The organism is Streptomyces sp. CB02980, assembly GCF_014451325.2.
GTDB lineage: Bacteria > Actinomycetota > Actinomycetes > Streptomycetales > Streptomycetaceae > Streptomyces.
Genome location: NZ_JACSCH020000006.1, coordinates 120,564 through 145,232, shown reverse-complemented (window position 1 = coordinate 145,232; position 24,669 = coordinate 120,564). Strand labels below are relative to the sequence as shown.

Genomic DNA, 24,669 nt, shown 5'->3' with positions numbered 1-24,669 from the left:
ATGCCGGTCGAGCCAACTGAACACTCACGCCGGCGGAGCAGACATGCAAGGGGCGCTTCGGCGTCCCTTCTTTCTTTCACCCGCCGTTCCCCTCCCGTCCCACCCCTCCTCACCCGAGGATCTGCCCTACACCTTCGCGGGTGAAACGCGCGAGCCCCGGTAGAGTCCCGGGCGTGCATCTCAAGGCCCTGACCCTCCGCGGATTCAAGTCGTTCGCCTCGGCCACCACGCTGCGGTTCGAACCTGGAATCACCTGTGTCGTGGGCCCCAACGGATCGGGCAAGTCCAACGTCGTGGACGCCCTGTCCTGGGTCATGGGCGAGCAGGGCGCCAAGTCGCTGCGCGGCGGCAAGATGGAGGACGTCATCTTCGCCGGCACGACCGGGCGCCCCCCGCTCGGCCGTGCCGAGGTGTCCCTCACCATCGACAACTCCGACGGCGCGCTGCCCATCGACTACGCCGAGGTCACGCTCACCCGCATCATGTTCCGCGGCGGCAGCAGCGAGTACCAGATCAACGGCGACACCTGCCGGCTGCTCGACTTCCAGGACCTGCTCTCCGACTCCGGCATCGGACGCGAGATGCACGTCATCGTCGGCCAGGGGCAGCTCGACTCTGTGCTGCACGCCGACCCGATGGGCCGCCGCGCCTTCATCGAGGAGGCCGCCGGAGTCCTCAAGCACCGCAAGCGCAAGGAGAAGGCGCTGCGGAAGCTCGACGCGATGCAGGCCAACCTCGCGCGCGTGCAGGACCTCACCGACGAACTGCGCCGCCAGCTCAAGCCCCTCGGCCGGCAGGCCGCCGTCGCCCGCCGCGCCGTCGTCATCCAGGCCGACCTGCGCGACGCCCGGCTCCGCCTCCTCGCCGACGACCTCGTCCGCCTCCAGCGGGCCCTCACCGCCGAGGTCGCCGACGAAGCGGCCCTGCTCGCCCGCAAGGAGGCCACCGAGAGCGAACTGCGGACCGCGCTCGCCCGCGAGGCCACCCTCGAGGCCGAGGCGCGCGCGCTCGTGCCCCGTCTCGAACGCGCCCAGCAGAACTGGTACGCCCTCTCCCAGCTCGCCGAACGCGTCCGCGGCACGGTCTCCCTGGCCGACGCGCGCGTGAAGAGCGCCACCGCCGCACCCGCCGAGGAACGCCGCGGCCGCGACCCGGAGGACCTGGAGCGCGAGGCGGCCCGTGTCCGCGAGCAGGAGGCGGAGCTGGAGGCCGCCCTGGAGGCGGCCGAGCGCGCACTGGAGGACACCGTCGCCCACCGCACCGAGCTCGAACAGGCGCTCGCGTCCGAGGAGCGCCGCCTCAAGGACCTGGCCCGCGCCCTCGCCGACCGGCGTGAGGGCCTCGCCCGCCTCCACGGCCAGGTCAACGCGGCCCGCTCGCGCGCCGCCTCAGCCCAGGCCGAGATCGACCGGCTCGCCGCCGCCCGCGACGAGGCGGGGGAGCGGGCGGTCACCGCCCAGGAGGAGTACGAGCAGCTCAAGGCCGAGGTCGACGGCCTGGACGCCGCGGACACCGAGCACGGCGAGCGGTACGAGGCTGCCCGGCGCGAGCTGGCCGAAGCGGAGGCCGCGCTCGGCGCCGCCCGTGAGGCCGCCGCCACCGTCGAACGCCGCCGCGCCGCGACCCAGGCCCGGCACGAGACCCTCGCCCTCGGACTGCGCCGCAAGGACGGCACGGGAGCCCTGCTGACCGCCGGACTCAGCGGACTCCTCGGCCCGGCCGCCGAACTTCTCACCGTCACCCCCGGATACGAGATCCCCGTCGCCGCCGCCCTCGGCGCCGCGGCCGACGCGATCGCCGCCACCGGCCCCTCCGCCGCCGCCGAAGCCCTCCGCCTGCTGCGCAAGCAGGACGCCGGCCGCGCGTCCCTGCTCCTGACCGGAGTCCCCGAACCCGACCGCTCCGGAGGGACCGGGCCCCCCGAGGCCGAGCGGCACCCGTACGCCGCCGACCTCGTCCGAGGGCCCGACGAACTCATGGGAGCCGTCCGCCGGTTGCTCGCCGGAGTCGTCGTCGTCGACGACCTGGACCAGGCCGCCGAGCTCGTCAGGAGCCGGCCCGCGTCGACCGCCGTCACCCTGGAAGGCGACCTGCTCGGGGCGCACTTCGCCCAGGGCGGCTCCGCGGGCGCGCCCAGCCTCCTCGAAGTCCAGGCCTCGGTCGACGAGGCCGCCGCCGAGCTCGACGAACTCGCCGTACGGTGCGAGGAGTCGGCGGCCGCCAAGAGCCGGGCCGACGAGCGTCGCCGTACCGCCGGCGCGCTCGTAGAGGAACTCGACACCCTTCGCCGTACCGCCGAACGTGAGAAGTCCGCCGTCGCCCAGCAGCTCGGCCGGCTCGCCGGCCAGGCCAGGGGAGCGGCAGGGGAGGCCGAGCGGACCGCGGCCGCCGCCGCCCGCGCCCAGGAGGCCCTGGAGAAGGCGACCGCCGAGGCGGAGGAACTCGCCGAACGGCTGCTGGTCGCCCAGGAGGCCGCGGCGTTCGGGGAGGGCGGGGACGAGGAACCCGACACCGCCACCCGCGACCGGCTCGCGATCGACGGATCCAACGCGCGCCAGACCGAGATGGAGGCCCGCCTCCAGGTCCGTACCCACGAGGAGCGGGTCAAGGGGCTCGCCGGGCGGGCCGACTCGCTCGACCGGGCCGCCCGCGCCGAACGGGAGGCACGCGCGCGTGCCGAGCAGCGCCGCGCCCGGCTGCGCCACGAGGAGCGGGTCGCGGGCGCGGTCGCCGCGGGCGCCCGCAGCCTCCTCGCCCACATCGAGGTGTCGCTCGTCCGCGCCGAGCGGGAGCGGGTGGTGGCGCAGGCGGCGCGGGCCGACCGGGAGGAGGGCCTGACGGCCGCCCGGAACCGGGGCCGCGACCTCAAGGCGGAACTCGACAAGCTGACCGACTCCGTGCACCGGGGCGAGGTCCTCGGCGCGGAGAAGCGACTGCGGATCGAGCAGTTGGAGGCGAAGGCCCTGGAGGAGTTCGGCGTGGAGGCGACCGCGCTGGTCGCCGAGTACGGTCCGGACCAGCCCGTGCCGCCATCGCCGACCGTCGGGGGAGCGGAGGACACCGACTCCCTGAAGGCCACGGACTCTCCGAGGGGAACGGACTCCCCGGAGGCCACCGGCTCCCTGAAGGCCACGGCCTCCCCGGAGGCAGACGAGCCGCGCCCCTTCATCCGTTCGGAGCAGGAGAAGCGCCTCAAGGCGGCCGAACGGGCGTACCACCAGCTCGGCAAGGTCAACCCGCTGGCCCTCGAGGAGTTCGCGGCGCTGGAGGAGCGGCACCGCTTCCTCTCCGAGCAGCTGGAGGACCTGAGGAAGACCCGGACCGATCTGCTTCAGGTCGTGAAGGAGGTCGACCTGCGGGTCGAGCAGGTCTTCACCGAGGCCTACCGGGACACGGCCCGTGAGTTCGAGGGCGTCTTCTCGCGGCTCTTCCCGGGCGGCGAGGGCCGGCTCGTCCTCACCGACCCCGACAACATGCTCACCACCGGCGTCGAGGTGGAGGCCCGCCCGCCCGGCAAGAAGGTCAAGCGGCTCTCGCTGCTCTCCGGCGGCGAGCGCTCGCTGACGGCCGTGGCGCTGCTGGTCTCGATCTTCAAGGCCCGGCCCAGCCCGTTCTACGTGATGGACGAGGTCGAGGCGGCGCTCGACGACACCAACCTCCAGCGGCTGATCCGGATCATGCAGGAGCTCCAGGAGTCCTCGCAGCTGATCGTGATCACCCACCAGAAGCGGACCATGGAGGTCGCGGACGCGCTGTACGGCGTGTCCATGCAGGGCGACGGCGTCTCGAAGGTGATCAGCCAGCGGCTGCGCTGAGGTCAAGGAGCCATTCCTTCAAGTGTTGAACTCAACTCACCTCATGATGCTGATTAAGTCACACGATATCGGCTATTGACTTAGAAACTTGAAGGCATAGTCTCTGCAACGTTGCTTTTACCTTCACGTGGTGGGCGGCGTGATGTTGTGCGCCACTGGAAGGGCTTGCCCCCCACCGAGGAGTCCATGTGACCAACACCGCGCAGGCGCCCACGCCGCCGCCTTCCGAAGGCCGAGCCGCCCACCCGGACCACCTCGGCCACGTCATCTTCATCACGGCCTCCGCCGCGATGGGCGGTTTCCTCTTCGGATACGACAGCTCCGTCATCAACGGCGCCGTCGAGGCGATCCGCGACCGCTACGACATCGGCTCCGGCACCCTCGCCCAGGTCATCGCCATCGCCCTGATCGGCTGCGCCATCGGCGCCGCCACCGCGGGGCGGATCGCCGACCGCATCGGCCGCATCCGCTGCATGCAGATCTCCGCGGTGCTCTTCGCCGTCAGCGCCGTCGGCTCCGCGCTGCCCTTCGCCCTCTGGGACCTGGCGCTCTGGCGGGTCATCGGCGGCTTCGCCATCGGCATGGCCTCCGTCATCGGCCCCGCGTACATCGCCGAGGTCGCCCCCGCCGCCTACCGCGGCCGCCTCGGCTCCTTCCAGCAGGCCGCGATCGTCATCGGCATCGCCATCTCCCAGCTGGTCAACTACGGCATCCTCCAGCTCGCCGACGGCGACCAGCGCGGCGAGATCGGCGGCCTGGAAGCCTGGCAGTGGATGCTCGGCGTGATGGTCGTCCCCGCCGTCCTCTACGGCATGCTCTCCTTCGCCATCCCCGAGTCCCCCCGCTTCCTCATCTCCGTCGGCAGGATCGACCGGGCCAAGGAGGTCCTCGCCGAGGTCGAGGGCAGTGGCGTCGACCTCGACCACCGCGTCGCCGAGATCGACAGGGCCATGCGCGGCGAGCACAAGTCCACCTTCAAGGACCTGCTCACCGCCGGCTCCCGCTTCAAGCTGCTGCCCATCGTCTGGGTCGGCATCGGACTCTCGGTCTTCCAGCAGCTCGTCGGCATCAACGTCGCGTTCTACTACTCCGCGACCCTCTGGCAGTCCGTCGGCATCGACCCGTCGAGCTCGTTCTTCTACTCGTTCACCACGTCGATCATCAACATCATCGGCACAGTGATCGCGATGGTCCTGGTCGACCGCGTCGGCCGCAAGCCGCTCGCCCTCGTCGGCTCCGTCGGCATGGCGATCGCCCTCGCCTTCGAGGCCTGGGCCTTCTCCGCAGAACTCGTCGGCGGCAAACTGCCCGAGACCCAGGGCGTCGTGGCGCTCGTCGCCGCCCATGTCTTCGTGCTCTTCTTCGCCCTCTCGTGGGGCGTGGTGGTCTGGGTCTTCCTCGGCGAGATGTTCCCCAACCGGATCCGCGCCGCCGCGCTCGGCGTCGCCGCCTCCGCCCAGTGGATCGCCAACTGGGCCATCACGGCCAGCTTCCCGTCCCTCGCGGACTGGAACCTCTCCGGCACCTACGTCATCTACGCGGTCTTCGCCGTGCTCTCGATCCCCTTCGTGCTCAGGTACGTCAAGGAGACCAAGGGCAAGGCGTTGGAGGAGATGGGCTAACCCCCGCTGCCCCTCTCCTCACCCATGGGACTGCCCCGGCCCGAGGCCTCACGCCTCGGACCGGGGCAGTACGCCGTGGTCCCGCGCCCTCAGGCCGTGAGCCGGGGCAGGACGGCGTCGCAGAACAGCCGTACGCTCCGCCACCCCTCCTCCACCGGCATCCCGCCGCACAGCGGGTGCAGCACGAGGCTCTCCAGGCCGAGCGCCAGGCACTCCTCCGGAGTGACGACCCGGTAGACCCCCTCCGCGCGCAGCTCCGCCACCGTCGTCGCCGCCGACCGCACCGCCGAGCGGATGTCCTTCGACTGCCAGGAGGCGTACGTCCGCGCCTCGTGCAGGAAGTGCTCCCCGTACTCCGCCCAGGTCCGGTCCGGGTCCTCCGACAGGTGCAGCAGCGGCGTCACCTCGGCCGGCATCATCGTCCAGCCCTCCGTGCCGTACTCCGCGCACCGCTCCCGGTAGTACGCCTCCAGCTCCGGCAGGTGCGCGCTCGGGAAGAACGGCAGCCCGAGCCGGGCCGCCCGCCGGGCCGCCGCCCGCGACGACCCCCCGACCAGAAGCATCGGATGCGGCTGGGTGAAGGGCCTCGGGGTGACCCGTACCGTACGGCCCTGATACGTGAACGGCTCCCCGCTCCAGGCCGTCAGCAGGGTCTCCAGGAGCAGGTCCTGGAGCTTCCCGCGCCGCCCCCAGTCGACCCCGCGCTCCTCGTACTCCTCCGGGCGGTAGCCGATCCCCGCCACCGTCACCAGGCGTCCGCCGCTCAGCAGGTCGAGGACGGCGATGTCCTCGGCGAGCCGCAGCGGGTCGTGCAGCGGCCCGATGATCGCGGAGACGGTGACGGCGATCCGGTTCGTCGCGCCGAAGACCGCCCCGGCGAAGGCGAAGGGGGACGGCAGCCAGTTGTCGTCGACCCCGTGGTGCTCCTCGGTCTGCACGGTGTCGACCCCGTGCGCGTCGGCGTACGCGGCCATCTCGACGGCGGCCCGGTAGCGGGCGGAGAGGGACTCGGGGGTCGCGTGCGGATCGACGAGGTTGAACCGTACGACGCTGAACGGCATGGGAAGTCCCCCTCCGCTGGTGGGATACCGGCGAAGGGGGACGTTATCTGACGTGGCGTCAGATGGAAACGGTCTCGCGGGGCTCGACGGGCTCCGCGGGCTCGACCGGCCCCTGAATCGGCGTACGCGGCAGTACGGCGTACAGCACGCCCGCCACCACGATGGTCGCCGCCCAGCCGAGGCCGTTCTCGCCGATCCAGGAGGAGGCGAGCGGACCGGAGAACCAGTCGACCCTGGTGAAGAGGAGACCCGTCAGCAGCGCGACCGCCCAGGCCGTCATCGCCTGCCAGGCGAAACCGCCCCGGTACCAGTACGCGCTCGTCCGGGTGGTGTCCATGAGGGCCACCGCGTCGTACGACCTGCGCCGCAGCATGTCCACGCCGAAGACACCGATCCAGGCCGAGAACGCCACCGCGAGCAGGGTCAGGAAGGAGATGAACGAGCCGATGAAGCTGGTCGCCACCACCATGAGCAGGAAGCCGAAGATCAGGCTGATCACCGCGTTGACGCTGACCGCCGCGGCACGCGAGACCTTGATGCCCAGGGTCTGCGCGGTGAACCCGGCCGAGTACATCGACATCGAGTTGATCAGCAGCATCCCGATCAGGGCGATCACCAGGTACGGCACCGAGATCCACATCGGCAGCAGCTCACCGATGAAGGAGACCGGGTCCTGCGCCGAGGCCAGGTCCGGCGTCGACACCGCCATGACCGCGCCCATCAGGACCATCGGCAGTACGACGATGCCGGCGCCACCGACCGTGGAGCCGACCATCGCCTTCGACGAGGCCGTACGGGGCAGGTAGCGGGTGAAGTCGGGGCCCGAGGGGACCCAGCTGATGCCACCGGCCGCGATCGTGCCGATGCCCGCGATCATCATCGCCGTCGAACCGGCCGGCTTGTCGAAGACCGCCGACCAGTCGGTGTCCGCCACCAGATAGACCAGGACGAGCACCGAGAAGGCGCCGAAGAGGTACGTGGACCACTTGCTGCACACCCGCAGCGCGTTGATCCCGAGCCCCGACACGAGGAAGGTGCAGGTGACGAAGAGGAGCAGCGTCACGACGATGAGGAACGTGTTCGACTTCACGCCGAAGAGCAGGTCGAGCACGGTCAGCACCGCGTAGGCGCCGGTGACCGCGTTGATGGTCTCCCAACCCCACCGGGCCACCCAGATCAGCGCGCCGGGAAAAAGGTTTCCGCGCTGACCGAACACCGCGCGCGACAGCGCCATCCCCGGTGCGCCGCCCCGCTTGCCCGCGATCGAGATCAGGCCGACGATCCCGTACGAGAGGACCGGCGCGGCGACCGCCACGGCCAGGACCTGCCAGAAGTTCAGACCGTTGAAGACGATCAGGCCGGCGCCCATCGTGAGTAGCAGCACACTGATGTTGGCCGCGACCCAGGTCGGGAAGAGCTCGCGGACCCGGCCGGTCCGCTCCGCGTCGGGGACGGGCTCGAGACCGCGGGTCTCCATCGCGCCGTCGTGCGTCGCGCCTGCGGCTTCGGAGGCGTCGTGGGGCATGGGGGTACTCCGTACGAAGGTGTGGGGGTCCGAACATCGTACATTCGCGCCCTAACGAGCAAAGGGGGCGTCAGCCCGCAGAAGGGGCCGGCACCCCCACCGGGTGCGCCTCGCGCACCGACACCGGACCGATACGGGGCGGGTCGTGGCTCCGCCCCGAGGGGCTTCCGGCCGGCGCGCGGCCGAACGGCGGACCGGCCCGGCCCGGAGGGGCACGCCCTCGCCGGGAGAACGCGGGACGCGGGCGAGGTCACGCCATACTGGTCGGGTTATGGAACTCATCCTTGCTGTAGTCATCGCTCTGGTCGTCGCGGTCGCCGTGACGAGCGGGCTCGTGATCAGCGGTCGCAAGAAGAAGCAGCTGCCGCCTGCCGAGCCGCCGTCCACCACGCCGACCATCACCGCTCCGCCCGCCGAACCGCATGTCGGCGAGGAGGCGGAGACGCCGCGGGAGGAACCACGCCGCACGGTCGAGGAGGTCCCCCTCCCCGCCGAGGAGGCCGTCGAGACGCCGGCCGCCGTCGAGGACCCCGTCGTCGCCGAGCCCGCGGCCCCCGAGATCGAGATCCCGGAGCCCACCGCCGGCCGTCTCGTACGGCTCCGGGCCCGGCTCGCCCGCTCGCAGAACTCGCTCGGCAAGGGGCTGCTCACGCTCCTGTCCCGCGAGCACCTCGACGAGGACACCTGGGAGGAGATCGAGGAGACCCTCCTCACGGCCGATGTCGGCGTCGCTCCCACCCAGGAGCTCGTCGAGCGGCTGCGCGAGCGGGTCCGGGTGCTCGGCACCCGCACCCCGGAGGAGCTGCGCACGCTGCTCCGCGAGGAGCTCGTCGCCCTGCTCGGCCCCGACCTCGACCGCACGGTGCACACCGAGAGCCCCTCGGACGTGCCGGGCGTGGTCATGGTCGTCGGCGTCAACGGCACCGGCAAGACCACGACCACCGGCAAGCTGGCCCGTGTCCTCGTCGCCGACGGCAAGTCCGTCGTCCTCGGCGCGGCCGACACCTTCCGCGCCGCCGCCGCCGACCAGCTCCAGACCTGGGGCGAGCGCGTCGGCGCCCGGACCGTCCGCGGCCCGGAGGGCGGCGACCCCGCGTCGATCGCCTTCGACGCGGTCAAGGAGGGCATCGCGGAGGGTGCCGACGTCGTCCTCATCGACACCGCCGGCCGGCTCCACACCAAGACCGGCCTCATGGACGAGCTCGGCAAGGTCAAGCGCGTCGTCGAGAAGCACGGCCCGCTCGACGAGATCCTGCTCGTCCTCGACGCCACCACCGGCCAGAACGGCCTCATCCAGGCCCGCGTCTTCGCCGAGGTCGTCGACATCACCGGCATCGTGCTCACCAAGCTCGACGGCACCGCCAAGGGCGGCATCGTCGTGGCCGTCCAGCGCGAGCTGGGCGTCCCGGTCAAGCTGGTCGGCCTGGGCGAGGGCCCGGACGACCTGGCGCCCTTCGAGCCGGGCGCCTTCGTGGACGCCCTGATCGGCGACTGACGCCTCGTACGACACGCGGAAGGGCCCTCGCCGGGTGGCGAGGGCCCTTCCGCGTACCGGGGCTCAGAAGTGGGTGCGGTGGCAGATGTACGCCAGCGTGCCGAGCAGCAGCCGCGCCTGCGGCGGCGCGCCCGCCGTGTCCAGCGTCGGGGGCCGCAGCCAGCGCACCGGACCGAGCCCGCCCAGGTCCGACGGGGGAGCGGTGACGTAGGTGCCGGGCCCCAGGCAGTGCAGATCCAGACCGGCGTCGTCCCAGCCCATCCGGTAGAGCAGCTGCGGAAGCTCCGCCGCCGCTCCGGGGGCCACGAAGAACCGCGCCCGGCCGGTCGGCGTCGCGCACACCGGGCCCAGCGGCAGCCCCATGCGCTCGAGCCGGACGAGCGCCCGGCGGCCCGCGGCCTCGGCGACCTCGATCACGTCGAAGGCCCGGCCCACCGGGAGCAGCAGCGCCGCGCCGGGGTACTCCGACCACGCCTTGGTCGCGTCGTCGAGGCCGGCGCCCGCCGGGACCGGTTCCGCGAAGGAGAGGGGGTGCGCGCCCGGGGCTGTACACGCCGGATCCCCGCAGGAGCACTGGCCGGAGACGGCCCGCGCTCCGGGCACCACGTCCCAGCCCCACAGTCCTGTGTACTCGGCCACCGCTGTGCACTCCGTGGTGCGAACGCGGCGGCGTGCGCCGGACCGCATCTCACGAATGCCGCCGATCGTGAAACCCATGTCCCCTCCAACGGGTCGAGCGCGCCGGTGGTTACGACCCGGAGCACCGTCGTCACCCTTCGTCACGTTCCGTCGCCGAGGGTGGCGCGCGGTCGTGTGCGGGGTGGTGCGGGCCGGTGCGCGCGCCTCTCCGCGCATCCGTCCGCCGACTCCGGTTCGTCGCATGTCAAGTGAATCGCGTTCCACGGGCGGCGAGTTCATTCGAAGGGGTGGCGAATGGTGGCGTTTCTTGAATCGCCCTCGTGGAGGGGTGATCGTAGGATTACTTTCGGTACTCGAACCCCGGGGTCGCTTGCGCACGCGGGTATGCCGGAGGCAACCCGGTTTCCAGTTCGAAGGAGTGCGAACGCCGGACGGGTGCCGCGAGACGCGGCATTCTGGTAGGGGTTCACATGACAGGTAATCAGGTGGATGGGGGCGTTCCAGTGGGCGGCAACGGCGCAGACGATACGACTGCCGGCAAGCGCCCGAACGAGCAGCTGGGTTCGTGGTTCGTGCGCAGCGGCTGGTCGAAGGGCGAACTCGCGCGTCAGGTGAACCGCCGGGCGCGCCAGATGGGCGCGCACCACATCTCCACCGACACCTCGCGCGTCCGTCGCTGGCTCGACGGCGAGCAGCCGCGCGAGCCCATCCCGCGGATCCTCTCCGAGCTGTTCTCCGAGCGCTTCGGCTCCGTCGTCGCCATCGAGGACCTCGGCCTGCGCACCGCCCACCAGTCGCCCTCCGTCTCCGGCGTCGACCTGCCCTGGGCCGGACCGCAGACGGTCGCCCTGCTCGGCGAGTTCTCCCGCAGCGACCTCATGCTCGCCCGCCGCGGCTTCCTGGGCTCCTCCCTGTCGCTCGCCGCGGGACCCGCCCTCATCGAACCGATGCAGCGCTGGCTCGTCCCCACGCCCGCGGGCGACCTCCAGCGCCCCGACCCGCTCGCCGACGCCCGCCGCCCCAACCGGCTCTCCGAGATCGAACTCGACCTCCTCGAATCCACCACCGCCATGTTCCGCAAGTGGGACGCCCAGTGCGGCGGGGGACTGCGCCGCAAGGCCGTCGTCGGCCAGCTCCACGAGGTCACCGACCTCCTCCAGGAGCCCCAGCCGACCGCCACCGCCAAGCGCCTCTTCACCTGCGCCGCCGAGCTCGCCGAGCTCGCCGGCTGGATGAGCTACGACGTGGGCCTCCAGCCCACCGCCCAGAAGTACTTCGTGCTCGCCCTGCACGCCGCCAAGGAAGCCGGCGACAAGCCCCTCGGCTCGTACATCCTGTCCTCGATGAGCCGCCAGATGATCCACCTGGGCCGGCCCGACGACGCCCTCGAACTCATCCATCTCGCCCAGTACGGCAGTCGGGACTGCGCCACCGCGCGCACCCAGGCCATGCTGTATGCGATGGAGGCCCGCGCCTACGCCAACATGGGGCAGCCCTCGAAGTGCAAGCGGGCCGTCCGGATGGCCGAGGACACCTTCGCCGACGTCGGCCTCGACGGCGAGCCCGAGCCCGACTGGATCGGCTTCTTCTCCGAGGCCGAACTCAACGGCGAGAACTCCCACTCCTACCGTGACCTCGCCTACGTCGCCGGGCGCTCCCCGACGTACGCCTCGCTCGCCGAGCCCGTCATGGAGCGGGCCGTCGAGCTCTTCGAGAAGGACCCCGACCACCAGCGGTCGTACGCGCTGAACCTCATCGGCATGGCCACCGTCCACCTCCTCAAGCGCGAGCCCGAGCAGTCCGTCGTCCTCGCAGAGAAGGCCCTGGGAGTCGCCCGCAGCATCCGCTCCGAGCGGGTCAACACCCGACTCCGCAAGACCGTCGACCACGCCGCCCGCAACTACAGCGACGTCGCCGAGGTCGTCCACCTCACCGACCGGCTCACCCAGCTGCTCCCCGAGGCCGCCGAAGCGGTCTGAGCCACCCGGCGCCCCGGCGCCACCCGTACGCCGGCCGCGCCGGACGTCCCGTACTGCCCGACTCGGCTCCCCCGCCGCAAGGTCACACGGACGCCAGGCGCGGCCGGTTCTCGTGTGCCGTGGACACCTCTCCAGGCCCGTTTCTCCTGTGCGGAGGATACGGGCGTTACCTCGCTGTGATGCGGCCGTTCACGGTCGCGTAACACGCCCCACCCCTTCGTCACCGCTCCGAAACATCGAGCGGCATCGGCGGAAACCGCCCTGCGCGAATCTCTGGGCCATAACCGGCCACCCCTCACGGCCGCAGCCGCCCGCCGGCCCCGCCCCCGCACAGGCCGCATTCGACGACGAGGAGACGCCGATGGCACCAGCCATCACGACCCTGGCAGCAGACGCCCCCGAGCTGTCCGCCGCCAACACCGGGTTCATGCTCATCTGCTCCGCCCTGGTCATGCTGATGACCCCGGCACTCGCCTTCTTCTACGGAGGCATGGTCCGCGTCAAGTCCACCCTCAACATGCTGATGATGAGCTTCATCAGCCTCGGGATCGTCACGATCCTCTGGGTGCTCTTCGGCTTCAGCCTCGCCTTCGGCACCGACGTGGGCTCGATCATCGGCTGGTCCTCCGACTACGTCGGCCTCAGCGGCATCGGCGTCACCGAGCTCTGGGACGGCTACACCATCCCGGTGTACGTCTTCGCCGTCTTCCAGCTGATGTTCGCCATCCTCACCCCGGCCCTGATCAGCGGCGCCCTCGCCGACCGCGTCAAGTTCACTGCCTGGGCCCTCTTCATCACCCTCTGGGTCACCGTCGTCTACTTCCCCGTCGCCCACTGGGTCTGGGGCGCCGGCGGCTGGCTCTTCGAGATGGGCGTCATCGACTTCGCCGGCGGCACGGCGGTCCACATCAACGCCGGCGCCGCGGCCCTCGGCGTCATCCTCGTCATCGGCAAGCGCGTCGGATTCAAGAAGGACCCGATGCGCCCGCACAGCCTCCCGCTGGTCATGCTCGGCGCCGGTCTCCTCTGGTTCGGCTGGTTCGGCTTCAACGCCGGCTCCTGGCTCGGCAACGACGACGGCGTCGGCGCGGTGATGTTCGTCAACACCCAGGTCGCCACCGCCGCCGCCATGCTCGCCTGGCTCGCGTACGAGAAGATCCGCCACGGCTCCTTCACCACCCTGGGCGCCGCCTCCGGCGCGGTCGCCGGCCTCGTCGCCATCACCCCGTCCGGCGGCGCCGTCAGCCCGCTCGGCGCGATCGCCATCGGCGTCATCGCCGGTCTCCTCTGCGCCATGGCCGTCGGCCTCAAGTACAAGTTCGGCTACGACGACTCCCTCGACGTCATCGGCGTCCACCTCGTCGGCGGTGTCCTCGGCTCCCTCCTCGTCGGCCTCTTCGCCACCGGCGGCGTCCAGTCCGACGCCAAGGGCCTCTTCTACGGCGGCGGCCTGGAGCAGCTCGGCAAGCAGGCCGTCGGCGTCATCGCCGTCCTCGCCTACTCTCTGATCGCCTCCGCGATCCTCGCGCTCCTCATCGACAAGACGATGGGCATGAGGGTCAGCGAGGACGACGAGGTCTCCGGCATCGACCAGGTCGAGCACGCCGAGACCGCGTACGACTTCAGCGGAGCCGGCGGCGGCGCGTCCTCGCGCTCCACCGCCGCCCCCGCCCCGGCCGTCACGGAGAACAAGAAGGTGGACGCATGAAGCTCATCACCGCGGTCGTGAAGCCGCACCGGCTCGACGAGATCAAGGAGGCCCTCCAGGCGTTCGGCGTCCACGGCCTCACCGTCACCGAGGCCAGCGGCTACGGCCGCCAGCGCGGCCACACCGAGGTCTACCGGGGCGCCGAGTACACGGTCGACCTGGTCCCCAAGATCCGCATCGAGGTCCTCGTCGAGGACGAGGACGCCGAACAGCTCATCGACGTCGTCGTGAAGGCCGCCCGAACCGGCAAGATCGGAGACGGCAAGGTGTGGAGCGTGCCGGTCGAGACCGCCGTACGCGTCCGCACCGGCGAACGCGGTCCGGACGCCCTGTAGGCAGCGGTCCGGACGCACCGTAAGCAACGAAGGAGCCGCCGGGTGACGAGCCTCGAAGTCAGCGAAGAGACCGAAGATTCGGGACCCGGCGGTTACGCGGCGGCCCGGCTGCTCCTCCTCCACGAGAAGGAGCGGTCCGGGCCGCCGCGCCGTGCCGCCCTCGCCCGGCTCACCGACGACTGGCTGGCCGCGCTCTTCGCGGCCGCCGCACCACCCCGCGGGGTCGCCCTCGTCGCCGTCGGCGGCTACGGCCGCGCCGAACTCTCCCCGCGCAGCGACCTCGACCTCCTCCTGCTCCACGACGGCACCGCCGACAAGGCCGCGATCGCCGCCCTCGCCGACCGCATCTGGTACCCGATCTGGGACCTCGGGCTCGCCCTCGACCACTCCGTCCGCACCGCCGCCGAGGCCCGCGCCACCGCCGCCGACGACCTCAAGGTCCACCTCGGCCTCCTCGACGCCCGGCCCCTCGCCGGCGACCACGGACTCGTCGCCGCCCTGCGCACCACCGTCCTCGCCGACTGGCGCAACCAGGCCCCCGAACGCCTCCCCGAACTCGACGCGCTCTGCCGCGAACGCGCCGAACGCATGGGCGAGCTGCAGTTCCTCCTCGAACCCGACCTCAAGGAGGCCAGGGGCGGCCTCCGCGACGCCCAGGCCCTCCGCGCCGTCGCCGCCTCCTGGCTCGCCGACGCCCCCCGCGAAGGCCTCGACAGCGCCCGCCGCCGCCTCCTCGACGCCCGCGACGCCCTCCACCTCGCCACCGGCCGCGCCACCGACCGGCTCGCCCTCCAGGAACAGGACGCCGTCGCCGCCGAACTCGGCCTCCTCGACGCCGACACCCTGCTCCGCGAGGTGTACGAGGCCGCCCGGACCATCTCGTACGCCACCGACGTCACCTGGCGCGAGGTGAACCGCGTCCTCAAGGCCCGCTCCGCCCGGCCCCGCCTCCGCGCCCTCCTCGGCGGCCGGGGCGGCGCAGGGCGGACCGCCACCGGGAAACCGACCGTCGAGCGCACCCCGCTCGCCGAAGGCGTCGTCGAGATGGACGGCGAGGTCGTCCTCGCCCGCACCGCCCGGCCCGAACGCGACCCCGTCCTGCCCCTGCGGGCCGCCGCCGCGGCCGCCCAGTCCGCCCTGCCGATCTCCCTGCACGCGGTACGCCGCCTCGCCGCCACCGCCACCCCGCTGCCCGTGCCCTGGCCCGCCGAGGCCCGCGAGGAACTCGTCACCCTGCTCGGCGCCGGGGAGGCCACCGTCCCCGTCTGGGAAGCCCTCGAAGCCGAGGGGATCATCACCCGGCTCCTCCCCGACTGGGAACGCGTCCGCTGCCGCCCCCAGCGCAACCCCGTCCACACCTGGACCGTCGACCGCCACCTCGTCGAGACCGCCGTCCGCGCCTCCTCGCTCACCCGCCGCGTCGGCCGCCCCGACCTCCTCCTCGTCGCCGCCCTCCTCCACGACATCGGCAAGGGCTGGCCCGGCGACCACTCCGTCGCCGGCGAGACCATCGCCCGCGACCTCGCCACCCGCATCGGCTTCGACCGCGCCGACGTCGTCACCCTCGCCACCGCCGTCCGCCACCACCTGCTCCTCGTCGAGACCGCCACCCGCCGCGACCTCGACGACCCCGCCACCGTCCGCGCCGTCGCCACCGCCGTCGGCACCGTCGGCACCCTGGAACTCCTGCACGCCCTCACCGAGGCCGACGCCCTCGCCACCGGACCCGCCGCCTGGTCCGCCTGGCGCGCCTCGCTCGTCGCCGACCTGGTCAAACGGGTCGCCGGCGTCCTGGCGGGGGAGACCCCGCCCGACCCCGAGGCCGCCGCCCCCAGCGCCGAACAGGAACGGCTCGCCATCGAGGCCCTGCGCACCGGCGAACCCGTTCTCGCCCTCCACACCGAACCGGTCGTCGTGGAACCGGAGGAACCCGAACCGGTCGGCGTCGAACTCGTCATCGCCCTGCCCGACCAGCCCGGCGTCCTGCCCGCCGTCGCCGGCGTCCTCGCCCTGCACCGGCTCACCGTCCGGGCCGCCGACCTCCGTGCCGTCGACCTCCCGCTCGACCTCGGCGCCGGCTCGGGACCCGTCCTCGTCCTCGACTGGCGGGTCGCCGCCGAATACGGCTCCCTGCCCGAGGCCGCCCGGCTCCGCGCCGACCTCGTCCGCGCCCTCGACGGCTCCCTCGACATCCCCGCGCGCCTGGCCGAGCGCGAGGCCGCCTACCCCCGCAGGCGCGGCCTCACCGCCCCGCCGCCCCGCGTCACCGTCGCCGCGGCGGACTCCCGCCTCGCCACCGTCATCGAGGTCCGCGCCCAGGACGCGCCCGGCCTCCTCCACCGCATCGGCCGGGCCCTGGAGGGCGCGGCGGTACGGGTGCGGAGCGCGCACGTGTCGACACTCGGTGCCAACGCCGTCGACACCCTGTACGTGACCCGCCCCGACGGCTCCCTGCTGTCCGACGAGGAGGCGATCGACCTGGCACGGGCGCTGGAGTCGGCGCTCCGCTGACCCCCGGTCCACACCGCCCCCGCGCGCCGGATTCGGCGGGCGGGGGCACACACTTCGAGCGGCCCGATACCCTGGAGGGCAATCCGACCGCCCCCGACACCGAGGATCCGCGACCGCCGTGTTCGATACCCTCTCCGACCGCCTTGCAGCGACCTTCAAGAACCTCCGCGGCAAGGGCCGTCTGTCCGAGGCGGACATCGACGCCACCGCGCGCGAAATCCGTATCGCGCTGCTCGAAGCGGATGTCGCCCTGCCGGTCGTCCGGTCCTTCATCAAGCAGGTCAAGGAGCGCGCCCTCGGCATCGAGGTCTCGCATGCCCTGAACCCGGCCCAGCAGGTCATCAAGATCGTCAACGAGGAGCTTGTCGGCATCCTCGGCGGCGAGACCCGGCGCCTGCGCTTCGCCAAGACCGCGCCCACCGTGATCATGCTCGCCGGTCTCCAGGGTGCCGGTAAGACCACCCTCGCCGGAAAGCTCGGCCTCTGGCTCAAGGGCCAGGGCCACTCCCCGCTGCTCGTCGCCTGCGACCTCCAGCGCCCCAACGCCGTCACCCAGCTCGGCGTCGTCGCCGAGCGCGCGGGCGTGGCCTTCTACGGCCCGCAGCCGGGCAACGGCGTCGGTGACCCGGTCCAGGTCGCGAAGGACTCGATCGAGTTCGCGCGGACCAAGATGTACGACGTCGTCATCGTCGACACCGCCGGCCGCCTCGGCATCGACCAGGAGCTGATGCAGCAGGCCGCGGACATCCGCGACGCCGTCAGCCCCGACGAGGTCCTCTTCGTCGTCGACGCCATGATCGGTCAGGACGCGGTCAACACCGCCGAGTCCTTCCGCGACGGCGTCGGCTTCGACGGCGTCGTGCTCTCCAAGCTCGACGGCGACGCCCGCGGTGGTGCCGCGCTCTCCATCGCGCACGTCACCGGCAAGCAGATCATGTTCGCCTCCAACGGCGAGAAGCTGGACGAGTTCGACGCGTTCCACCCGGACCGCATGGCGTCCCGCATCCTCGGCATGGGCGACATGCTCTCCCTCATCGAGAAGGCGCAGCAGACCTTCGACGAGGAAGAGGCCGCCAAGATGGCCTCGAAGCTCGCGTCGAAGAAGGGCCAGGAGTTCACGCTCGACGACTTCCTGGCGCAGATGGAGCAGGTCCGCAAGATGGGCTCCATCTCGAAGCTCCTCGGCATGCTCCCGGGCATGGGCCAGATGAAGGAGCAGATCGCCAACATCGACGAGAAGGACGTCGACCGCACGGCCGCCATCATCAAGTCGATGACCCCGGGCGAGCGCCACGACCCGACCATCATCAACGGCTCGCGCCGCGCCCGTATCGCCAAGGGCTCCGGCGTCGAGGTCAGCGCGGTCAAGGGCCTCGTCGAGCGGTTCTTCGAGGCCCGCAAGATGATGTCCCGCATGGCCCAGGGCGGCGGCCTCCCCGGCATGCCGGGCATGCCCGGCATGGGCGGCGGCCCCGGCCGGCAGAAGAAGCAGATCAAGCAGGCCAAGGGCAAGCGCAAGAGCGGCAACCCGATGAAGCGGAAGGCCGACGAGCAGGCCGCCGCCGAGAAGCGCGACCAGGCGCAGCAGGGCGGCGCCTTCGGTCTCCCGGCGCCGGGGCAGGCCCCGAAGGACTTCGAGCTGCCGGACGAGTTCAAGAAGTTCATGAGCTGATGAGCCGACCGGGCCACGTGCCCGGCGGCGTGAGGGGCCCGGGGCGGTGCGAAACCGCCCCGGGCCCCTTTTCATCCCTCCGGACCGCCCGCGATGCCGCGTACGTCCCGCTCTTCGATACTGGGGCCACAGCCGCCCCGAGGAGAGCCACGTGGCCAACCCCGTACCCCCGCGCGACCGGACCGATCAGCCCTGGCGCTCGGAAGGGGCCCCGCCGCCACCGCCGGCGAAGAAGAAGATGCCCGGCGGCTGGGGCGGCCTCATCCTCACCGCCCTGATCGTCTACCTGATCGCCAACCTCGTGCTGTCGTTCTTCAACCGGGGCGACGAGCCGACGATCTCGTACACCGAGTTCAGCAGGCAGGTGGCCTCCGGCAACGTCACCAAGATCTACTCCAAGGGCGACGCCATCCAGGGGGAGCTGAAGAACAAGCAGCCCCTGCCCAACGGCGACGAGGGCGACTACAGCAAGTTCGTCACCCAGCGGCCCGCCTTCGCCGACGACGACCTGTGGGCACAGCTGACCAAGCAGAACGTCACCGTCACCGCGGAGCCGGTCGTCCAGGAGCGCAGCTTCCTCGCCAACCTGCTGATCTCGCTCGCGCCGATGCTGCTGCTGGTCGTGCTGTGGATCTTCATCGCCCGCCGGATGAGCTCCGGGATGGGTGGCGCCGGCGGCATGCTGGGCCGCAAGGCCCCGCCGAAACCCGTCGAGCTGGAGGCCGGGGCCAAGCGCACCACCTTCGCCGACGTCGCCGGCATCGACGAGGTCGAGGGCGAACTCAACGACGTCGTCGACTTCCTCAAGAACCCGCAGGCCTATCGCGAGATGGGCGCCAGGATGCCGCGCGGCGTGCTCCTCGCCGGCCCGCCCGGCACCGGCAAGACCCTCCTCGCCCGCGCCGTGGCGGGGGAGGCCGGGGTGCCGTTCTTCTCCGCCTCCGCGTCCGAGTTCATCGAGATGATCGTGGGCGTCGGCGCCTCCCGGGTCCGCGAGCTGTTCGCCGAGGCCCGCAAGGTCGCCCCCGCGATCATCTTCATCGACGAGATCGACACCATCGGCCGGGCCCGCGGCGGCGGCTCCGGGATGGGCGGCCACGACGAGCGCGAACAGACCCTCAACCAGATCCTCACCGAGATGGACGGCTTCACCGGCTCCGAGGGCGTCATCGTCCTCGCCGCCACCAACCGCGCCGACGTCCTCGACCCCGCCCTCACCCGGCCCGGCCGCTTCGACCGGATCGTGCACGTCAACCCGCCGGACCGGGGCGGCCGTGAGGCCATCCTCAAGATCCACACCCGGGAGATCCCGCTCGCCAAGGACGTCGACCTGGAGCACGTCGCCCGCACCACCCCCGGTATGACCGGCGCCGAGCTCGCGAACCTCGCCAACGAGGCGGCCCTCCTCGCCGTGAAGCGCGACCAGAGGGCCGTCACCCAGTCGGACCTCTCCGACGCCCTGGAGAAGGTCCAGCTCGGCGCGGAACGGCCGCTCGTGATGCCCGCGGAGGAGCGTCGCCGGACCGCGTACCACGAGAGCGGTCACGCCCTCCTCGGCATGCTCCAGCCCGGCGCCGACCCGGTCCGCAAGATCACCATCGTGCCCCGGGGCCGCGCGCTCGGCGTCACCCTCTCCACCCCCGACGCCGACAGGTACGCCTACACCGAGGAGTATCTGCGCGGCCGGATCATCGGCGCCCTCGGCGGCATGGCCGCCGAACAGGTCGTCTTCGGCGTCGTCACCACCGGCGCCGAGAGCGACCTGGAGCAGGTCACCAACATCGCCCGGGGCATGGCGGGACGCTGGGGCATGAGCGAGCTCGTCGGCCGCCTCACCGCCATCCCGAGCGACGCCCAGCAGGCCTACGGACTCTCGGCGGCCCCCGCGACCCTCGACACCGTCGACGCGGAGATGCGCCGCATCGTCGACGAGTGCTACGAGAGCGCCGTACGGCAGCTCCACGAGCACCGCGGCCGGCTGGACGCGCTGGCCGCCGCGCTCCTGGAGAACGAGACCCTGGAAGAGGCCGACGCCTACCGCGCAGCGGGCATCACGCGCGCGGCGCGGGAGGACTGAGCCGGCGTACGGGCCACCGGCGTGCGGGGGTCACGGGCGTGCGGGGGCACCGGAGTACGGGGGGCACAGGCGCTACGGCACCCGGGCGACGACGTACCGGAAGACGTTCGGCATCCACACCGTGCCGTCCGCGCGCACGTGCGGGGCGAGCGCCTCCTCGATCTCCTTCTCGACCTGGGAGAGCTCCGTCGCCCGCACGGCCTCGTCGAACACACCCGTCGACAGCAGCCCGCGCACCGCGCTGCCCTCATTGGCGTACCCGAAGGGACAGGCCACCCGCCCCGAACCGGCCGGCCGCAGCCCCGCCCCTGCCACCAGCCCCTCCAGGTCCGTCCGGAGGCCCGGCCGGCGGTCCACGAGCCGGGCCGCGACCCGCAGCACCGCCTCCGTGGAACACCGCTCCGGCGGCCCCCAGCCGGCGAGCACGACCGTCGCGCCCGATTGGGCCGTACGGGTGAGCGCCGCCAGCTCCGGCAGGAGCGCGTCCGTCGTGTGGAAGGCCGTGATCACGTCGTAGGCGACTCCCTCGGGGGGCTCCGCCGTGACCGTCACGTCCTCGGGGAGCCGCTCCCTCGCAAGCTCCACGCGCGCGTGGTCCCGGTCCGCGCCGGCCACCCGGGCGCCCCGCGCCGCCGCCATGAGAAGCGCCAGGCCGGAGCCGCAGCGGAGGCCCAGGACCCGGGTCCCGGCGCCCACGCCGAGACGGTCGTACACCGCCTCGTAGAGCGGGACGAGCATCCGTTCCTGGATCTCGGCCCAGTCGCGCGCGGGGTGGTACGGGACGAGCGTAGGTGTCATGGAAAAGTGCCCCAATCCGTGCTCGGACGACGACCCCCCGTAGCCAGGGAACTGCGCATCCCGTGCCGCGTCCAGTGCTCGCACCGCACCGATTCGTCCGGGAGAGAAGCGACCCGGTAATGTCCCTGCCACGCTTCCCGGTCCGCCCGGGGGGCCGTTCCCCAAGGGGCGCGCGCACCACGGCTGCACGCCTGGGCGTATGCGCCACTACGCACCAGCTTGACGCCCCCTGCGTGACTTCTCCGCAGATCGGCGCACTGGCCCTCGTCACGACCCATCAACGGCAACTGACGGGTACGTGCAAATTATTTGGGATGCCCCGGAATGGAACCCGGGGGCACTTCGGCTCGTTGTACGCGACGTGAGCACGACACCACCTGTTCTCGCCGCAGAGCTGGCACAGGCGTGGGCCGACATTCAGCGGCACCACCCCGAGCTGCCCGATCTTGCCGCGCCCGAGTCCCTGATCGGAGAGTCCTCGTCCGCCTGCGGCGCCGAACTCTCCTTCGAACGACTGCTCCACGAGGCAGTCCACGGCATCGCCGCCGCCCGGGGTGTCCGCGACACCTCCCGCGCCGGCCGCTATCACAACCGCAGATTCCTCGCGATCGCCGAGGAGATGGGCCTCGACCACCCCGAGGAGCCACACGCCAGCAGCGGCTTCTCCCTGGTCACGCTCAACCCCGAGGCGAGGCGGCGCTACCGCCCCACCATCGAGCGGCTCCAGCGCGCCCTCAAGGCCCACACGGTCGCCACGGCGGCCGACACCAAGCGCTCCTTCCGCGGACCGGCCGCCCGGCACGGCTCCTCGGGCGGCGGCGTCCGCGTCAAGGCCGTCTGCGACTGCGGACGCAATGTGCGCGTGGTGCCCTCGGTGCTCGCCCAGGCCCCGATCGTCTGCGGCGGCTGCGGCAAGCCCTTCCGCATCCCGGAGACCGTGGGCGCCGCGAGCTGACCTCGCGGTGTGTGGCACAATGGCTAGCTGTACTCGACAGTCGCACAGGACCCCTCTCTCCTCCGGCTGACGCGTCCATCGGGCATCCGAGTACCGCAACCCCACGTGGCATCTCAAAGTGCCCAACCACGTCAAGACCAGGAGACACCACTCCAGTGGCAGTCAAGATCAAGCTCAAGCGCCTCGGCAAGATTCGCCAGCCGCACTACCGCATCGTCGTCGCCGACTCCCGCACCCGTCGGGACGGTCGCGCGATCGAGGAGATCGGCCTCTACCACCCGACGTACAACCCGTCGCGTATCGAGGTCGACTCCGAGCGTGCGCAGTACTGGCTGTCCGTCGGCGCCCAGCCGACCGAGCCGGTTCTCGCCATCCTGAAGCTCACCGGCGACTGGCAGAAGGCCAAGGGCCTCCCGGCCCCCGAGAAGGCCCTGCTCGTCCCGGCGACCAAGGAAGCCAAGCGCGCCTCGTTCGACGAGTTCGCGAAGGCCCTCGAGGGCGACGAGGCCAAGGGTGAGGCCATCACCCCGAAGGCCAAGAAGGCCGACAAGAAGGCGGACGAGGCCGAGGCCGCGTCCACCGAGTCGACCGAGGCCTGATCATGCTCGAGGAGGCTCTCGAGCACCTCGTGAAGGGCATCGTCGACAACCCCGACGACGTGCAGGTCGCCTCGCGCACCCTGCGCCGCGGTCGCGTGCTGGAGGTCCGGGTCCACCCGGACGACCTCGGCAAGGTGATCGGCCGCAACGGCCGCACCGCACGCGCGCTGCGTACCGTCGTGGGCGCCATCGGCGGCCGTGGCATCCGGGTCGACCTCGTCGACGTGGACCAGGTTCGCTGAGCAGGCCGGCAGCATCACCTTAGTTGTGCCGGCACGGGCCGGGGAGGGCTTACGAGCCCACCCCGGCCCGTTGTCGTTCGCGTCGTACGAGCTGTGTGACAGGAGAGTGTGGAGCAGTGCAGTTGGTAGTCGCGCGGATCGGCCGCGCCCACGGGATCAAGGGCGAGGTCACCGTCGAGGTACGCACGGACGAGCCCGAACTCAGGCTCGGCCCCGGTGCCGTACTGCGCACCGACCCGGCCTCCGCCGGGCCGCTGACCATCGAGACCGGCCGGGTGCACAGCGGCCGGCTGTTGCTGCGCTTCGAGGGCGTCCGCGACCGCAACGCCGCAGAGGCCCTGCGCAACATCCTCCTCATCGCCGAGGTCGACCCCACGGAGATGCCCGAGGAGGAGGACGAGTACTACGACCACCAGCTCATGGACCTGGACGTGGTGCTCGCCGACGGCACCGAGATCGGCCGCATCACCGAGATCTCCCACCTGCCGTCCCAGGACCTCTTCATCGTCGAGTGTCCCGACGGCACCGAGCTGATGATCCCGTTCGTCGAGTCGATCGTCACCGAGATCGACCTGGAGGAGCAGCGGGCCGTGATCGACCCGCCGCCCGGCCTGATCGACGACCGCGCCGAGATCGCCTCCTCCCGCGACGACTCCGACGACGACTCCGACGGCGAGTCCGGCGACGACTCCGGCGAGACGTCCGACGCGTCCGGTGAGAAGAAGTCCGACGACGAGTCCGGTGAGGACCAGGCATGAGGCTCGACGTCGTCACGATCTTCCCCGAGTACCTCGAACCGCTGAACGTCTCCCTCGTCGGCAAGGCCCGCGCGCGCGGCCAGCTCGACGTCCACGTCCACGACCTGCGGGACTGGACGTACGACCGGCACAACACCGTCGACGACACCCCGTACGGCGGCGGCCCCGGCATGGTCATGAAGACCGACCCCTGGGGCGACGCGCTCGACCAGACGCTCGCCGACGGCTACGAGAGCGGCGCCCACGGCCCCGTCATCGTCGTCCCGACCCCCAGCGGCCGCCCCTTCACCCAGGAGCTCGCCGTCGAGCTCTCCGAGAGGCCCTGGCTGATCTTCACCCCGGCCCGCTACGAGGGCATCGACCGCCGCGTCATGGACGAGTACGCGACCCGGATGCCCGTCTACGAGGTCTCCATCGGCGACTACGTCCTGGCCGGCGGCGAGGCGGCCGTCCTCGTCGTCACCGAGGCCGTCGCCCGCCTCCTGCCCGGCGTCCTCGGCAACGCCGAGTCCCACCGGGACGACTCCTTCGCCCCCGGCGCCATGGCCAACCTCCTCGAAGGCCCCGTCTACACCAAGCCCCCCGAGTGGCGCGGCCGGGGCATCCCCGACGTCCTCCTCAGCGGGCACCACGGCAAGATCGCCCGCTGGCGGCGCGACGAGGCCTTCCGTCGCACCGCCGCCCACCGGCCCGATCTCATCGAGCGCTGCGACCCGGCCGCCTTCGACAAGAAGGACCGCGAGATCCTCTCGATGATGGGCTGGGCGCCCGAGCCCGGCGGCCGATTTTGGCGCAGGCTCGACGACGTGGAAGAATAGGCCGCTGTCGTCCGTCCGGCGCGCGCCCCTGCCACAGGGGGAACGACGCCGCCAGGAACG

General features: G+C 71.9%; 18 protein-coding genes. 14 read left to right on the top strand and 4 right to left on the bottom strand.

Features of this window, described 5'->3' with window-relative positions; translation table 11 throughout:
• The first annotated feature begins 173 nt into the window (after positions 1-173).
• Both smc and E0F75_RS15095 read left to right on the top strand, forming a co-directional pair.
• Positions 174-3,815, top strand: a complete 3,642-nt coding sequence (gene smc, locus E0F75_RS15100; protein WP_187623049.1) for a chromosome segregation protein SMC — start codon at positions 174-176, stop codon at positions 3,813-3,815.
• 188 nt (positions 3,816-4,003) lie between these two features.
• Positions 4,004-5,437, top strand: a complete 1,434-nt coding sequence (locus E0F75_RS15095) for a sugar porter family MFS transporter (RefSeq protein ID WP_187623048.1) — start codon at positions 4,004-4,006, stop codon at positions 5,435-5,437.
• Between the two features lie 89 nt (positions 5,438-5,526).
• Here the strand turns inward: E0F75_RS15095 and E0F75_RS15090 are convergent, their stop codons facing one another.
• Positions 5,527-6,498: an LLM class flavin-dependent oxidoreductase gene (locus E0F75_RS15090; protein ID WP_187623047.1), complete on the bottom strand. Its 972-nt coding sequence runs from the start codon at positions 6,496-6,498 to the stop codon at positions 5,527-5,529.
• A 58-nt stretch (positions 6,499-6,556) separates the two neighbouring features.
• Positions 6,557-8,023 carry a cytosine permease gene (locus E0F75_RS15085; RefSeq protein WP_187623046.1) on the bottom strand — a complete coding sequence of 489 codons (1,467 nt, stop codon included), beginning with the start codon at positions 8,021-8,023 and terminating at the stop codon, positions 6,557-6,559.
• Positions 8,024-8,294: 271 nt separating this feature from the next.
• On the opposite strand from E0F75_RS15085, the gene ftsY reads away from it, so the two are divergent.
• Positions 8,295-9,518, top strand: a complete 1,224-nt coding sequence (gene ftsY, locus E0F75_RS15080) for a signal recognition particle-docking protein FtsY (protein WP_187623045.1) — start codon at positions 8,295-8,297, stop codon at positions 9,516-9,518.
• Between the two features lie 63 nt (positions 9,519-9,581).
• Here the strand turns inward: ftsY and E0F75_RS15075 are convergent, their stop codons facing one another.
• The gene (locus tag E0F75_RS15075; protein WP_187623044.1) at positions 9,582-10,235 is read right to left on the bottom strand and encodes a bifunctional DNA primase/polymerase; all 654 of its coding nucleotides are present in this window, start codon (positions 10,233-10,235) and stop codon (positions 9,582-9,584) included.
• A gap of 425 nt (positions 10,236-10,660) precedes the next feature.
• Between E0F75_RS15075 and E0F75_RS15070 the strand changes: the two genes are divergently transcribed.
• From E0F75_RS15070 to ftsH, 6 genes are all read left to right on the top strand, one after another.
• On the top strand, positions 10,661-12,136 hold the full coding sequence (locus E0F75_RS15070) for a hypothetical protein (protein ID WP_187623231.1): 1,476 nt from the start codon (positions 10,661-10,663) through the stop codon (positions 12,134-12,136).
• Between the two features lie 361 nt (positions 12,137-12,497).
• Positions 12,498-13,844: an ammonium transporter gene (locus E0F75_RS15065; protein ID WP_187623043.1), complete on the top strand. Its 1,347-nt coding sequence runs from the start codon at positions 12,498-12,500 to the stop codon at positions 13,842-13,844.
• Positions 13,841-14,179 carry a P-II family nitrogen regulator gene (locus E0F75_RS15060; RefSeq protein WP_015036464.1) on the top strand — a complete coding sequence of 113 codons (339 nt, stop codon included), beginning with the start codon at positions 13,841-13,843 and terminating at the stop codon, positions 14,177-14,179. The genes E0F75_RS15065 and E0F75_RS15060 overlap by 4 nt, the downstream gene beginning before the upstream one ends.
• A gap of 42 nt (positions 14,180-14,221) precedes the next feature.
• Positions 14,222-16,690: a [protein-PII] uridylyltransferase gene (locus tag E0F75_RS15055; RefSeq protein WP_187623042.1), complete on the top strand. Its 2,469-nt coding sequence runs from the start codon at positions 14,222-14,224 to the stop codon at positions 16,688-16,690.
• Positions 16,691-16,808: 118 nt separating this feature from the next.
• Positions 16,809-18,362: a signal recognition particle protein gene (gene ffh, locus E0F75_RS15050; RefSeq protein ID WP_187623041.1), complete on the top strand. Its 1,554-nt coding sequence runs from the start codon at positions 16,809-16,811 to the stop codon at positions 18,360-18,362.
• A gap of 151 nt (positions 18,363-18,513) precedes the next feature.
• Complete coding sequence (ftsH, locus tag E0F75_RS15045; RefSeq protein WP_187623040.1) at positions 18,514-20,439, top strand: ATP-dependent zinc metalloprotease FtsH; 1,926 nt, start codon at positions 18,514-18,516, stop codon at positions 20,437-20,439.
• Positions 20,440-20,511: 72 nt separating this feature from the next.
• Here ftsH and E0F75_RS15040 read toward each other — a convergent pair whose 3' ends face one another.
• On the bottom strand, positions 20,512-21,237 hold the full coding sequence (locus tag E0F75_RS15040) for a methyltransferase type 11 (protein ID WP_187623039.1): 726 nt from the start codon (positions 21,235-21,237) through the stop codon (positions 20,512-20,514).
• A gap of 361 nt (positions 21,238-21,598) precedes the next feature.
• Here E0F75_RS15040 and E0F75_RS15035 point away from each other — a divergent pair, with 361 nt between their 5' ends.
• The 5 genes from E0F75_RS15035 (at position 21,599) to trmD (ending at position 24,609) form a co-directional block, all read left to right on the top strand.
• Positions 21,599-22,192 carry a hypothetical protein gene (locus tag E0F75_RS15035; protein ID WP_024755886.1) on the top strand — a complete coding sequence of 198 codons (594 nt, stop codon included), beginning with the start codon at positions 21,599-21,601 and terminating at the stop codon, positions 22,190-22,192.
• 155 nt (positions 22,193-22,347) lie between these two features.
• Complete coding sequence (gene rpsP / locus E0F75_RS15030; protein WP_187623038.1) at positions 22,348-22,791, top strand: 30S ribosomal protein S16; 444 nt, start codon at positions 22,348-22,350, stop codon at positions 22,789-22,791.
• 2 nt (positions 22,792-22,793) lie between these two features.
• The gene (locus tag E0F75_RS15025; protein ID WP_003980229.1) at positions 22,794-23,033 is read left to right on the top strand and encodes an RNA-binding protein; all 240 of its coding nucleotides are present in this window, start codon (positions 22,794-22,796) and stop codon (positions 23,031-23,033) included.
• Positions 23,034-23,149: 116 nt separating this feature from the next.
• Positions 23,150-23,791: a ribosome maturation factor RimM gene (gene rimM / locus E0F75_RS15020; RefSeq protein ID WP_187623037.1), complete on the top strand. Its 642-nt coding sequence runs from the start codon at positions 23,150-23,152 to the stop codon at positions 23,789-23,791.
• On the top strand, positions 23,788-24,609 hold the full coding sequence (gene trmD, locus E0F75_RS15015; RefSeq protein ID WP_187623036.1) for a tRNA (guanosine(37)-N1)-methyltransferase TrmD: 822 nt from the start codon (positions 23,788-23,790) through the stop codon (positions 24,607-24,609). The genes rimM and trmD overlap by 4 nt, the downstream gene beginning before the upstream one ends.
• Positions 24,610-24,669 lie beyond the last annotated feature (60 nt).

What these genes read in the sequence shown, in the direction of transcription:
- E0F75_RS15090 (WP_187623047.1), bottom strand. Translation starts at nt 6,498, where the DNA reads ATGCCGTTCAGCGTCGTACGGTTCAACCTCGTCGATCCGCACGCGACC.
- E0F75_RS15085 (WP_187623046.1), bottom strand. Translation starts at nt 8,023, where the DNA reads ATGCCCCACGACGCCTCCGAAGCCGCAGGCGCGACGCACGACGGCGCG.
- ftsY (WP_187623045.1), top strand. Translation starts at nt 8,295, where the DNA reads ATGGAACTCATCCTTGCTGTAGTCATCGCTCTGGTCGTCGCGGTCGCC.
- E0F75_RS15075 (WP_187623044.1), bottom strand. Translation starts at nt 10,235, where the DNA reads ATGGGTTTCACGATCGGCGGCATTCGTGAGATGCGGTCCGGCGCACGC.
- E0F75_RS15065 (WP_187623043.1), top strand. Translation starts at nt 12,498, where the DNA reads ATGGCACCAGCCATCACGACCCTGGCAGCAGACGCCCCCGAGCTGTCC.
- E0F75_RS15060 (WP_015036464.1), top strand. Translation starts at nt 13,841, where the DNA reads ATGAAGCTCATCACCGCGGTCGTGAAGCCGCACCGGCTCGACGAGATC.
- E0F75_RS15040 (WP_187623039.1), bottom strand. Translation starts at nt 21,237, where the DNA reads ATGACACCTACGCTCGTCCCGTACCACCCCGCGCGCGACTGGGCCGAG.
- E0F75_RS15025 (WP_003980229.1), top strand. Translation starts at nt 22,794, where the DNA reads ATGCTCGAGGAGGCTCTCGAGCACCTCGTGAAGGGCATCGTCGACAAC.
- trmD (WP_187623036.1), top strand. Translation starts at nt 23,788, where the DNA reads ATGAGGCTCGACGTCGTCACGATCTTCCCCGAGTACCTCGAACCGCTG.